The organism is Coprococcus sp. AF16-22, assembly GCF_003461545.1.
GTDB lineage: Bacteria > Bacillota > Clostridia > Lachnospirales > Lachnospiraceae > Coprococcus > Coprococcus aceti.
In genome coordinates this window covers 37,618-51,154 of record NZ_QTXH01000006.1, presented here as the reverse complement: position 1 = coordinate 51,154, position 13,537 = coordinate 37,618, and the positions used below count along the sequence as shown (strand labels likewise).

General features: G+C 40.2%; 12 protein-coding genes and 2 pseudogenes. 11 read left to right on the top strand and 3 right to left on the bottom strand.

From position 1 onward, the window contains the following. Positions 1-56: 56 nt before the first annotated feature. On the top strand, positions 57-974 hold the full coding sequence (locus DWW60_RS08125; protein ID WP_055146841.1) for a hypothetical protein: 918 nt from the start codon (positions 57-59) through the stop codon (positions 972-974). 29 nt (positions 975-1,003) lie between these two features. Further along, positions 1,004-1,978, top strand: coding sequence for a hypothetical protein (locus DWW60_RS08120; RefSeq protein WP_117874957.1), 975 nt, complete (start codon positions 1,004-1,006; stop codon positions 1,976-1,978). Between the two features lie 256 nt (positions 1,979-2,234). On the opposite strand, the pseudogene DWW60_RS08115 reads toward DWW60_RS08120, so the two are convergent. The 3 genes and pseudogenes from DWW60_RS08115 to DWW60_RS08105 form a co-directional block, all read right to left on the bottom strand. Next, positions 2,235-3,456, bottom strand: a pseudogene (locus DWW60_RS08115) (IS256 family transposase). A gap of 117 nt (positions 3,457-3,573) precedes the next feature. Then, positions 3,574-3,948: a hypothetical protein gene (locus DWW60_RS08110; RefSeq protein ID WP_147341852.1), complete on the bottom strand. Its 375-nt coding sequence runs from the start codon at positions 3,946-3,948 to the stop codon at positions 3,574-3,576. 113 nt (positions 3,949-4,061) lie between these two features. Continuing rightward, positions 4,062-4,322, bottom strand: a complete 261-nt coding sequence (locus DWW60_RS08105) for a hypothetical protein (RefSeq protein WP_117874953.1) — start codon at positions 4,320-4,322, stop codon at positions 4,062-4,064. A gap of 337 nt (positions 4,323-4,659) precedes the next feature. Here DWW60_RS08105 and DWW60_RS08100 point away from each other — a divergent pair, with 337 nt between their 5' ends. The 9 genes and pseudogenes from DWW60_RS08100 (at position 4,660) to DWW60_RS08065 (ending at position 13,300) form a co-directional block, all read left to right on the top strand. Next, a complete protein-coding gene (locus DWW60_RS08100; protein ID WP_117874951.1) occupies positions 4,660-6,345 on the top strand; it encodes a hypothetical protein in 1,686 nt (561 codons plus the stop codon). 39 nt (positions 6,346-6,384) lie between these two features. Next, complete coding sequence (locus tag DWW60_RS13795) at positions 6,385-6,507, top strand: hypothetical protein (RefSeq protein ID WP_255415663.1); 123 nt, start codon at positions 6,385-6,387, stop codon at positions 6,505-6,507. An 86-nt stretch (positions 6,508-6,593) separates the two neighbouring features. Continuing rightward, positions 6,594-7,121, top strand: a complete 528-nt coding sequence (locus tag DWW60_RS08095; protein WP_199414452.1) for a CinA family protein — start codon at positions 6,594-6,596, stop codon at positions 7,119-7,121. Positions 7,122-7,144: 23 nt separating this feature from the next. Further along, positions 7,145-7,279 (top strand): annotated as a pseudogene (locus tag DWW60_RS14040) (AAA family ATPase); the annotation flags it as partial. Between the two features lie 108 nt (positions 7,280-7,387). Beyond that, positions 7,388-8,509 carry a hypothetical protein gene (locus DWW60_RS08085; protein ID WP_055146832.1) on the top strand — a complete coding sequence of 374 codons (1,122 nt, stop codon included), beginning with the start codon at positions 7,388-7,390 and terminating at the stop codon, positions 8,507-8,509. Positions 8,510-8,567: 58 nt separating this feature from the next. Beyond that, on the top strand, positions 8,568-9,518 hold the full coding sequence (locus tag DWW60_RS08080) for a DUF3137 domain-containing protein (RefSeq protein WP_055146829.1): 951 nt from the start codon (positions 8,568-8,570) through the stop codon (positions 9,516-9,518). 249 nt (positions 9,519-9,767) lie between these two features. Then, positions 9,768-10,277 carry a CinA family protein gene (locus tag DWW60_RS08075; RefSeq protein WP_117874949.1) on the top strand — a complete coding sequence of 170 codons (510 nt, stop codon included), beginning with the start codon at positions 9,768-9,770 and terminating at the stop codon, positions 10,275-10,277. Between the two features lie 26 nt (positions 10,278-10,303). Then, positions 10,304-11,023 (top strand): metallophosphoesterase, encoded by a 720-nt coding sequence (locus tag DWW60_RS08070; RefSeq protein ID WP_117874947.1) that lies wholly within the window; start codon positions 10,304-10,306, stop codon positions 11,021-11,023. A 168-nt stretch (positions 11,024-11,191) separates the two neighbouring features. Beyond that, positions 11,192-13,300: a glutamine synthetase III family protein gene (locus DWW60_RS08065; RefSeq protein ID WP_015535089.1), complete on the top strand. Its 2,109-nt coding sequence runs from the start codon at positions 11,192-11,194 to the stop codon at positions 13,298-13,300. Positions 13,301-13,537: the final 237 nt, after the last annotated feature.

The following is a 13,537-nucleotide window of genomic DNA, read 5'->3' as shown; positions in this document are numbered from 1 at the left end:
AAAGCTATGGTTCAATGAACAGAAATAATATATAAAACCAGGCTAGCGGAGATAAGTTGGTAAAATCAGAAAAGTACAATAATACCATATTGGCAGTGGCAGAAGACGACAGTGTAGATGAGGTGGAATGCATGATGCGAAACAAAAGTGTACAGATAGTGGGGGTGTTGCTGGCTTTGACAGGAATTACATATGTTGGTTCAGGTTGCCAAAGTATACAGGATAAGTTGGACGTGATTCAATCTCAGACAACGACAAGAGAGGTGAGCATCGCGGAAGAAATGATATCAGAAGAGAAAAATACAGAGAAATCAATTGTGACCGAACAGAAAACAGAGACCGATGTAGCGGATGATATTCCGAGTGAAGAGAATATTGATGATGCTGTTTATTTAACACAATATGAAGAGATAATAAGCAGATATATCGAACTCAATCATCAGAAATTAGAGTATGGGGATTTGACCAATATTGAATTCCCATATGAGACGGCGGATGATGTGTATGCTAGATATAATGTAATGTTAGTATTGGAAGAACTGGACAATGTGGGATATGTAATTGATGACATTGATGGTGATGGGGTAAAAGAACTTATTATTGCAGATATGACATCACCATTGATATACGACATATACACAATGGATGGAGACGTTCCAAAGCTTGTTGCGGCAAGTTGGGAAAGAAGCAATACAACTTACTGTGGAAACCATTTTTGTACAGAAGGATCAGGAGGAGCGGCTAATTTTATAGTATCCTATAAGGTGTTTAAAGGAAACGAAATGCAAACAGAGTATTATCTTTATACAGACTTGTTAGAAAATGGTGAGAGTGTTTTTTTCTACACTACAAATAGCATTATGGACAAAAATAATGATAATCTCATAACACAGGAAGAGTACAATGGTATTAAGGAAGAAACTGAGTCTGGGGGATGTGTATATCCTGGTTTGAAGACTATGGTAGAACAATGAAAGATCTGTGAATGAGGAGGACAATACATATGAGAAAGAAGATTTTGTTGGCAATGGCGCTTACGGGGCTGAGTGCATTGATGATAACAGGATGTGCTTCACCAGTAATAGAAAGTAAAAAAGCAATACTTGAATCAGAACTGGGCAACAAGAATCTGCAGGATTCAGATGAAGACTCAGATGATGGAAAAACTACAGAAGAGACAGAAATGGTTACTACAGAAGATACAACTGTAGAAGAGGAAGCGAGTGCTTCTTATACATCTATAAAAGAACAGGTGCTGCTTGACAAGGATGGTGTAAAGGTTACAGCCACTGGTTATTCTGTAAACGAATACGACGAGGATCAAATAGAGGTTACAGTGGAGAATAATACAGATAAGGACCTGACAATCGGAAGCGAAAAGATAGTTATAAATGGCTATATGGACTGGGTGTTCTGGGGAGTCGATGTGGCTGCTGGAAAGAAATGCAATTCATGTGTAACGCTTTCTGATGATACAACAAAAATTGCAGGGATCACAAACATAGGAACAGTTGAATTCTATTTCTGGGCAGAGGAGAAAGACAAGGACAGTTACGAGGATATTTTCAAGGATGAATATTATAAGCTGGAGACATCGCAGGTTGGCGAAGAAGTGGATGCAAACACGGATAAGCAGGAAATATACAGTGCAGATGGAATCCGAATAACAGCACTTGGAAATGAGACTGATGAATATGGAAATACTAATCTATATTTCTGCATGGAGAACAATACAGGCAAGAATGTGTATATAAATCTGGAGGATATGTCAATAGATGGTCTGATGTTCAATGCATATGTGACGCTTACTGTATTTGATAGTAGGAAGGGAATTGGCGTGATTACCATTTACAAAGATGATTTGGAAGAAAGCAAAATAAGGGAAATTAAGAATGTTGAGTTTAAACTTGAGATGGAAGACACTGATACTATGGATGATATATTGACGACAGATGTTATCAAATTTCCTGTGGAATAATACTGAACGCAAGAATGCTGGTCAGGTTTGGTATTGCGGCAAATAAAATAATTGTGTATTCTAAGAGCAGTAATGGCACGATCGAAACAACTTGGATTACGAGAGACCGTTTCAAGTTTTGTGTAAACGTTAAAAACTGATATAAGATTTGTGAATAGTTACAAATGGGCAGAGCCGATTTTCCGGATTCTGCCCATATCTGCATTATACAGTAGTTTTTAGGCATGTCAATAAAACCTGCCTAAAATTGACTGCTTTACAGGTTCCGTCCTGCCAGACGTTCTTCAAAATAAATTTCAAGCTGGGAATGGATCTGTCCCCAGTCCTGCCTGTGTCCGGTCCATTTTTTCGTGATATCCATGGTTGCCAGATACATACAGCATTTTCAAAAGGCTGTCATCCGACGGAAAAACCGTCTTGCTTTTGGTCACTTTCCGGAGTTGGCGGTTGAATCATTCAATGGCATTTGTGGTATAAATCAGCCGTCTTACTGCCTCCGGATATTTGAAATAAGTGGACAGGGTTGCCCAGTTATCATTCCAGGATTTATAGATTTTCGGGTACTTGGAATCCCATTTATCCTTGAACAGTTCCGGTTCATTTAAAGCGGTTTCTTCCGTTGGAGCTGCATATACAAGCTTCAGATCAGCCATCAGTTTTTTGATGTCTTTGTATGAAACAAACTTCGTTGAATTACGGATCTGATGGATGATACACTGCTGAATCTCTGTTTTTGGATAAACAGCCTCGATTGCCTGTGAAAATCCATTTAAACCATCAACGCATGCAATCAGGATATCCTCAACGCCTCTGTTTTTTTATCCATTCATGATAGAAAGCCAGAATTTCGCACTTTCGTTTTCTCCAACATACATTCCAAGAACATCTTTTTTCCCATTCATATCGATACCAAGGGCAATGTAAACCGCACGTTTTACAATACGTCCTTCACTGCGGACGTGATAGTGGATTGCATTCATAAATACTACAGCATACACTTCTTCCAAAGGGCGTTCCTGCCATTCTTTTACAATCGGCAGGATTTTGTCTGTGATCCGGCTGATTGTGCTGTCAGAAATATCAATATCGTATAATTCACGCATGTGGGATTCAATGTCTCCGGTTGTCATTCCTTTGGCATACATAGAAAGTATTTTTTCTTCCATGTCCTGAGTTGCTGTATTTTGATACTTCTTAATCAGCTGTGGTTCATAATCACCATTACGATTCCTTGAAATGGCTACATCCATATCTCTATAACTGGTATGCATAGTTTTACGGGAATGTCCATTTCTACTATTGTCCGTTTCTTTGTTTCGGTAGTCATACTTGGAATATCCTAACCCCTCATCCAGTTCTTCATCCAAGGCACCTTCCAAAAGGACAGACATCATGTCGCGCATGATACTGTTTACATCGGTGCCGTCTTTGATGCTGATATTATTATTTTTCAGATAGTCACGCATCATTTCTCTCATTGCTGCTTTTTGTGGGCTGTCTTTTCTTCTTGCCATAAAAATAACCTCCAAACTGAGTAATTTTATCTTACATCAGTTTGAAGGTTTACACAAACTTTGGGATGCTCCCGAAAAGCTTTATTTTAAGTATTTTTGAATACCACTCTTGCTTACCGGGTGCATTTTTTTAGACACATTCTTCTTGTTGACCTGGGTTCTAGTTTTTCTGAATGTTGTTAAGCTTATTTTCTTCCCAGTTGAGGATGTGCATTTGTTCTCGATTACTTTTCCGTTTTTATATCTGATATTTCTGTCGATGTCATAATACATGGTGGTTTTGCTAAAAGTATAGTTTTGTGAGATTTTTCCATGCTTACTGAATTTGTATGTGGATAAAGTGTGATAACGTACAGCCCCAGCGGAACTGTAATCATCCTCAATTGTATAGATGCCTGCATTTGACACACCGTACAGGCTTCCTCTTACAGGAATAGCTTTATACTTACCGTTCACATGCATATAAACCTCTGAATAAGTCATAGTTCTGAGACCTAATCGACCTGTTACAATGATATCCTTGTGTCCGTCTCCATTGATGTCATAAACATAGAATTCTGGATTATACATTATTCTATGTGGCGCTGGGGCATATACATGATGTCATAAACATAGAATTCTGGATTATACATTATTCCTTGGGTTTTGCTTTTGTAATATGTTCCGTATTGAGTTTTGGTGATTCCGTTGAGCAACCACTTGGTATATACTTTCCTTTCAGCTTGTGTCATAGTTGCGGTAGCTGCCTCGCTTTGAGTTATGGATGCAAACAGCAATACACAAGTCATAAGTAAAATACCTAATGTTTTTTTGATTTTGTTCATCTTCATGGCTATTCTCCTTTGTATTATTAGTATTTTTTTATTTTAGCACTCCATCTTAGCGATGCGTTTTTAATTGACTAATCTGCAGAGTTTAATGCTTATAGTTACATTACATTTGAAGATTTCCGAGCTTGAAGTCGGGAAGAAGCCACCAGAGCAGCAGATTTCAATCTTACATTGTTAAGTAATTAAGTTCTGTGTATAATTTAATATATTAAAAAGTGGCGCTTGATTCTATAAGCCACAATACAAAAGAGGAGAGACATATAGTGCAGCGATAGTGAAATTCTTGTCTTAATAAGACAAAAACTAACTACAAAAAACGAGGAAAAGGAGAGAGCAAGTGGAAAAAACCAACGAAGATTCAACAGAGATTTCAAATGAGACTTCAAGCAGAACTTCAACTGAAAAAACGAATGATATATCAGAAGAGATGTTAGATGCTGATGACAGAGTTTGCCAGTTTGATGAAAAAGCTTACAAGGAGAAGCAACCAATAACATCCAGAAGTTACAAGATAAAAGCAGCAGTTATCATAGTACTGCTTTTGGTTGCATTTGTGGTAAAAGACTTTATTATATTCAAGAGAGTATTCAGTTTTAACGCTGAAGCAACCGGACTTGCGCAGTTCCTGCCGTGGTGGATTAGGGATCAATGGCAGATGCTAGTCATCGGCATGGTATTTATTTTGATCCCGTGGGAACTCATGTATAAATTTTATCTTTATATTTGTAAAGAGAGAAATCCGAATCTTAGGCAATCAAGAGTGTTTTTAGTTACCATACTTGTGATTGCCTCGCTGATTGCCATTTTTTGTTATATCCCTTATACGAAGATTAGCCGGGCAGGCTTGTACATATTTTGCGTGATTGCGTTGAGTCTTGCAGTATGTTATATATGCAGGCAATTCTTTGAGAGTGGTATTGTATGGTTTATCTTATCGGTAATTTATCTTGCCGTTATTACATACATATATGCAAACCGGATTTGTGAAAAAGCAGATATGTTATTTGAAACTTCATTATCTTCTGCCTGGCAGATGACTGGATATGCCATATGGGTTCTAATTGTGCTGTTCAGTGCAGCTGTGGAAGTGCTTATGATATATGCATTATATAATAGCGAGTCGATAGGAGAATGGCTGATTTATATAATCATTAATGTGATGCTGGGGATAGCTTATGGATATGTTGTACTTCCTGTAATGGATAGATTCGAGAACGGATTGCGCAGAAATGTATCAGGTGATTATTCGTTTGTGGGCGAACCGTTGAATTCGCCAGTTGTTATATGGATGATTGCATTGCTGGCATTTATTATCGTTCTGCTGGCATGTGCTTCGAAGACAGTTGAACGTTATTCACATAAAAGAATGTGGATGATGATATGGATAGATGTAAGTGTTTTGGGACTTCTGATATTTGGAATATGTGCAAAGGCAGGAATTGTGGACAACAGTTTCAGCAGTCATTCATTGTTTGACATGGGTAGTATGATAGCAGTGTTTATAGCTGTCAGACTATTGATCATTCCCATTAAGCCACAGCCGGATCTGAAGTGCAGGTTCATAAATACTGATCAGGAGATAATCGATAGCGGGTATGATAGAAAAGTATTGGAGATTCAGATACTCAGCCTTCAGGAACAGCTTAATGTTCTAGTGAAAATGACAAGGCTGACAGATATAAAAGTAGACATGGCACACAAAGCACTGGTGATTCCTGACGATAAAGATGAGGGTGAAGAGGAACGTCACGACTTTTTTGATTTTGTAGAAAAAGCTGATAAGCTTGTGGATGAGAAAAAGGAAAAGGGAGAACCGGTAAACTATAGTGAACTTTATAGTAGACTTATGAAGATCAGAAATGAGGAGTATGAGCAGATCCACAAGATTATGGAGGCGAAATATGCTGATGAATGTGTGGACCTTGATGACCTTGGTGATTTTGATGATACAGAGGATGAAAGTGATGAGGATAGAGAAGCCACAGTGGATGAGGACGTAAACTGTGATGAGGATGAAAACTAGGAAGATGAACGTACACTTCAGGATACAGCACTTGCAGCTTTGACTCAGATAAATGAGAAAGAATGTGATACAGAGCTTGTGGATGAGGGGATAAACAAAGACCATATTGTACATTACGGATTTGCATTTGAGGGCAAGAAAGTGCTTATTTTGGCGGGATAAAAGGCCTAAAGACTGGTGGCGGGGATGAGTGTCACTGATATGTTAGATAGACTGCTAATATTCAACTAATAAGGTGGTGTTAATCTATGATTGATAATAAAGTGAATAATTACAAACAGTATAGAGAAAACAATATAAGAGAGAACTATAGAAAACTTACCAGGTTACTTATTTCCAAAGGACTTACCATAACTACCATGGAATCTGCCACCTCGGGGCAGATTGCATCCCTCATCACAGACACGGAAGGTTCATCTGCTGTGCTTAAGGGGGCATTTGTCACCTACTGCAATGAGGCGAAGATCATGCAGGGGGTTCCGGCGGAGATTATAGACAGGTACACAGTCTATTCAAAGAAAACCGCAGGTGCCATGGCGAAGGCGTGCAGGAAGGCGTATAATGCGAATATAGGGATCGGAGTGACTGGGACCATGGGCAATGTGGATCCGGCAAATCCGAACGCATCGGTTCCAGGACAGGTGTATTTTGCCATAGATATAGATGGCGATGTGCGGACGTATTATGTTGAACTTCCGCCTCAGCCGACAAGACTTGCATATAAGCTGGCTGTGGCGGAGGAGATTTATGAGGAGCTTGTGAAAAGATTGGTATAATACTGAATTATTTGAAGGTTTTATTTCAGAATGACATAGTAAGTTTTGCGAATAAGGATGATGTTCTCACTTGCCTGATCCATCTTGGATATCTGGCTTATCAGAGGAAGAGTAATTCTGCATTTGTGCCAAATGAGGAGATAAGGCAGGAACTTATAAGGTCGCAGTGTATACGGTGACCTTATTTAACCTTATTAAGCCTTTTTAAACCTTTAAAAAAAGGATGATTTACAAATAGAAAAACTGATATATGGAGGCGGAGAAAGATGAAAAAATACGATCAGAAAATTCTAAAAACTGCAATACCGGCATTTGTAATATCAGCTATATGTTATGCGGCCATGTGGGGAATAATGACAAGAATGGAGAATACAATTTTTGCTGGATACATAGGCGGCGGAGGTGCAGTCAGCCAGATAAGGAATATTCTTATATGTATTCTTGTAGGGGCGATACTTTTTGTTTTGCCACTTGAGAAGATATGTGATAAGACATATGGCGCAGTGCGTTATTGTGGATCGCTTTTTACAGATAAAAAGAAATTTAGAGATGCGGCGGTATTGTTTGTGCTTACGTTTCTGTATGTCGTTATCTGCTGGGCAAGTGTGACGTTTTCAATACATACCGACAGTGGACTCGATGATGGAGGACATTGGGGATTATTCGGCTCGGGAAGTGACGAAATATATGCTGTGGTGATAACGATACTCGCTTTTGTGGTTATGGTAAAGGGAGTTGACCTTGTAAAGAAAAGTTGGAGTGAAGTTTGGTTTTGGTTCCTTATCGAACTTGCAAATGTTGTGAGTGTAAAACTTGTGACGGCCAAAGATGATCTCACATTTGCTATCGTATGTTCAGAAACGGTTATGTTTATTGTATACATGGCTGTTCAGCACAGGTTGAATATTGTGACTTGTCTATTATCACTGCTTTTTGGAGCAATACTTATATTTGCTGGATGTGATGAGGTATTTACCAGTAAGAATAAGATTTCAGGTTCGTCGATCATGGATGAACTGGACCAGGCTGGAAGTATGCCGGACCAGATTTTTGGAGCCAGATATAATATTACGATAATTGAACATCAGGCTGGGATTGGTTTGTGTATATTGTGGTTCATATTGCTTGTGATTTTGTCAATTGCTGTCATTCTGTCTGCAGCAAAGCTTATGAAGGTATCTGCCAGACGTGGAACGTTTGTGCTTGGAATATATATGATAGAAGCATTTCTGATCATATATGCTATATTGGCGGAACTGGGATTTATCAAGCCGGCAGTGACTCTTTTGCTGCATATGAACGAGGTGGTTCCGGTTATGATATTGGGATTTAGAATGTTTTTCATAGAAGATGGCAGCCACAATGAAAAATCCTGCTTCAATGTGTAAATGTCAATGAAAAAGTTTACCAGTTGCATCATTGATTATTACGGAACAAGGAGTATATATGAATAAGCAGATAGTTAATTATAAAAATGATGAAGAAATGCAGAGTATAATAAAAGCAAAACAAAGAAATATCAAAATAATACAAATCCCCATGTATTTGTCGTTAGTGGGAATACTCCTTCCGTTTGTGGGGGTAATATTTGATATATATGGTCCAATTATTGATACTGTTTTTAGAGTGGTGCCTGTAGTATGCATATTTATTGGCTTCTTACTTGCTATACTGTGTAATAAAAAAATGAAAGACCTCAGGGTGTTTATAGGACAGAATATTGTGCTCGGGGTTCTCGAGGAGAGAATTCAGGTTATTGATTATTCGCCAAGTGGTTATGTGGATGAATCTTTTTTAAAAAAATGCAGTATTCTTCCAACTTATAATAGAGCAACAGGTTCAGATTATATTCATGGAATATACAGAAATGTAGAATTTACATACAGTGATCTTGAATTGAAAACAGAAAGTCAGGATTATACTGCAAATGAAAACAACCTGAAAACTACTATTACAGAGTTTTCAGGACAGTTTATGACAATGGCGTTGAGTAAAAGCGTGAATGGATTTGTACAGATAATGGGCAAGAGTAATTCTGGGAAAATGAGGCAAAATAGAAAGGCCGTATACATAGATGAAAAAAACAATATATCAAGCTACTTGAAAACGGGAGATCGCGTATTTGATGACCGGTTTGAGGTTAATGCATCGGGGGATGACCTTGCGTATTCTATTTTGACCCCTCAGTTTATTTCAGGCTTGAAGAAAATGGGAAAACGTACAAGAGTTCAACTTTCTGGAAATATGGGCGTGATTGCCTGCTACAACGAGAAAAATTCATTTGAATTAATTGGAGAAATTAAAGATAATAGCGATATCGAATTATATAGGAAAAAGTTTAGAAAAGAATTATCAGATATTTTAGCGATCCTTGATATAATGATTGATTGTTGCTAAGGGATGATTCGGAATTTAATGTATTATAGAAAACTAGTAAAAGAATCTGTTACACTTATATTTGAAAACAGTCCGAGAGAGTTGAAGGAGAAGCAATTTTTTAATACATATGTCCATATTGGGAAAACAAAATGCAATACCGGATTGGGGTTGGATATGCTTCAGGAATAGTATATCATCTCGTTTGACGAATTTGAGGAAAGTTACTATTCTAAAGGTGAAAAGAAAAAGAAGGAGAATAGACGCTTTATGGAGAATGAATGCAATATAGAGAATAAGATCAGAATGAATTACCGGCATCTCACACAACTTCTTATCTCCCGACACCTAACCATAACCACCATGGAATCTGCCACCTCAGGGCAGATTGCATCCCTCATCACCGACAAGGAAGGTTCCTCTGCAGTGCTGAAAGGTGCATTTATCACCTACTGCAATGAGGCGAAGATCATGCAGGGGGTTCCCGCAGAGATCATAGACAAGTATACAGTCTATTCAAAGGAAACTGCAGGTTCAATGGCGCAGGCGTGTAGAAAGGCGTATAATGCGAATATAGGGATCGGCGTGACTGGAACCATGGGAAATGTGGATCCGGCAAATCCGAACGCATCAGTTCCGGGACAGGTGTACTTTGCCATAGACATAGATGGCGATGTGCGGACGTATTATGTTGAACTTCCGTCTCAGCCTACCAGGCTTGCGTACAAACTGGCGGTCGCTGAGGAGATATATGAGGAGCTTGTTAAGAGGCTGGACTGATAGAACGATTATCAAAGGAAGAATAAATGCTATATCTCATATCCGACATTCACGGGGATGTCATATCATTTAAAAAAATGTTGAAAAAGATAAGCTTTGACCCAGCCACGGATCAAATGATAGTCATGGGTGACATATTCGATTGGAATGATGAGGGAATCCCTCTTCTTGATTTTATGTCTGACTATCTTGTGGATGGTTCGATGCAGCTCATAAAGGGTAACCATGAACTGTTTGCCCAGATGTACATAGAGGGAAGCATGTCAGAGAGACAGTGGATCATATTCGGCGGTGGTGGAACAGTCAGAGATATCAGGAGGCTCAATGTGGATGAACAGATGAAGCTGCATGGGTATCTTGCACATCTGCCACATTACACAGAGATACATTCGCCAAAGTACGGAGTTTGTGTTGTCACCCATCCGGGCATTCATTGTGGCTCGTATGTCAGAAATGCTGACAGGACGATCAACATTACCGAGTCTATTACGAATGCCGTGGGAAGAGATGAATACAGGTTTCTCATATCGCCGGATATCCACAATGTTCCGTTTTCGGATAAGAAGGCATTTGACAGGTATGTGTTCTGCGGACATGTGACGACGAACAGACTCAATGAAGATCATTCATATAACGCTTATGTGACATCATACTATACGGATCTCGACTGCGGAAATGGAGAGAGAAACAGGGGCGGAAAGCTGGCGTGCTATTGCGTGGACGACGACAGTATTTTTTATATATGAGATTTTTTTTAAATTAGGGGTTGATTTTTGAAAGAATATAGAGTATTTTATATTCAACAATTAAATGATACGAAATGGACAAAGGTGTTCTCAAGAAGGAGGACACCTTTCTCTTTTTTTGAGGATACGTTAAGGATTCATTTTTAATCAAGAAAAGGAGTAGTAATTATGATGAACAAAATTTCGGCCGTATTTGGCTCACACGTATTCTCAGATCAGGTCATGAGAGAGAGACTTCCAAAAGCAGTTTACAAGTCACTCAAGGCGACTATTGACAAGGGCGAGCCTCTCGATACATCAATCGCAGATTCAGTTGCAGCAGCCATGAAGGAATGGGCAATGGAGCTTGGTGCAACACATTATACACATTGGTTCCAGCCACTTACAGAGACAACAGCAGAGAAGCACGACTCATTTGTAAGCACAGTCGGTGATGGCGGTGTTATCCTCCAGTTCACAGGCAAGGAGCTCATCAAGTCAGAGCCGGATGCTTCATCATTCCCTTCAGGCGGTCTTCGTGAGACATGCGCAGCAAGAGGATATACAGCATGGGATTGTACATCACCTGCATTTGTAAAGACAACAGATGAGGGAACATGTATCCTTTGTATCCCGGCAGCATTCACATCATATACAGGAGAGTCACTTGACTACAAGACACCTCTTCTCCGTTCAATGGATGCCATCAGCAAGGAAGCCCTTAAGGCTCTTGCAATGTTCGGCAACACAACAGCCAAGAAGGTTACTTCATCAGTTGGTCCTGAGCAGGAGTACTTCCTGATAGATAAGAAGAAATTTGCAAAGAGAACAGATCTTAAGCTCTGCGGACGTACACTTTTCGGAGCAATGCCTCCAAAGGGACAGGAGCTTGATGATCAGTATTTCGCAGCGATCAAGGATAAGATCGCATCATACATGACAGAGTTGAACGAGGAGCTGTGGAAATACGGCATCCTTGCAAAGACACAGCACAATGAGGTTGCACCTGCACAGCATGAGCTTGCACCAATCTTCTCAACAACCAACATCGCCACAGATCAGAACCATCTGGTTATGGCAACCATGAAGAAGATCGCTGCAAAGCATGACCTTGAGTGCGTACTCCATGAGAAGCCATTTGCCGGTGTAAATGGTTCAGGTAAGCACAACAACTGGTCGATCTCAACAGACGAGGGCGAGAACCTCATCGATCCAGGCAAGCATCCTGAGACAAATCTTCAGTTCCAGTTCTTCCTGGCAGCAGTTCTGGCAGCAGTAGATAACAACGCTGAGCTCCTGAGACTTTCAGCATCATCAGCAGGAAACGATCACAGACTTGGAGCTAACGAGGCACCTCCAGCAATCATCTCAGCATTCCTTGGAGAGCAGCTCCAGTCGATCGTTGAGCAGATCATCGAGAAGGGTGAGGCTACAGAGTCACCAAAGGGCAAGACATATGTATCAGGTGCATCAACACTTCCTACATTTACAATGGATGCCACAGATAGAAACAGAACATCACCATTTGCATTCACAGGTAACAAGTTCGAGTTCAGAATGGTTGGTTCAACACAGTCCATCGCATTCCCAATGATGGTACTTAACACAATAGTTGCAGATCAGATCAAGAAGATGACAGATGAGCTTGAGGGTGCAGACGATTTCGAGACAGCATGCAAGGCACTCATCAGAAGAGAACTCACAGCACATCAGAGAATCATCTTCAATGGCAATGGTTATTCAGATGAGTGGGTTGAGGAGGCAGCAAAGCGTGGTCTTCCAAATATCAAGTGCATGGTTGATGCTGTTCCTTATCTTGCAGCAGATAAGAGCGTTAAGATCTTCGAGAACCTTGGAGTTATGGATAAGGCAGAGCTTGAGGCGAGAGCTGATGTAATGCTTGAGAACTATGCAAAGAAGATCAACATCGAGGCACTCACTATGATAGAGATGTCTAATGAGGAGATCATTCCTGCAGTTATGGAATATCAGGCAGAGCTTGCAAAGGGTGCAGCTGAGATCAAGGCTCTTGGAATTGATCCTACAGTTCAGGTATCACTTTTGAACACCATCTCAGAGAAGCTCACAGAGCTCAAGAGCGCTACAGTAGCCCTTGAGGAGCTGGTTGCAAAGGCATCAGATTACGAGGGAGATACAGAGGCCTGGGCTAAGTATTTCCACAACACAGTATTTGCAGCATTTGACACAGTGAGAAAGCCTGCTGATGAACTTGAGAAGGAACTTCCAAAGACAGCTTGGCCATTCCCAACATACGAGCAGCTGTTATTCGAGCAGTAAAACATAGATTGAGTTTGCTAATCCTACTAAATTCTATATAAAATAGCTTAGAGGCATCCTGTCTGCGGTATCGCAGGCGGGGTGCTTTTTGCGCGTTAAAATCCCGTCAAGCGCGCACATGCGAGAGCTTGCTCGCGGCATGTAGCGCATTTGACGGGATGACGCGACATGAACACGAAGGCCGACAGGCCGGAGTGTGAATGCCGCGCAGAATTGCGGGAGCACGAAGTGCGGAGC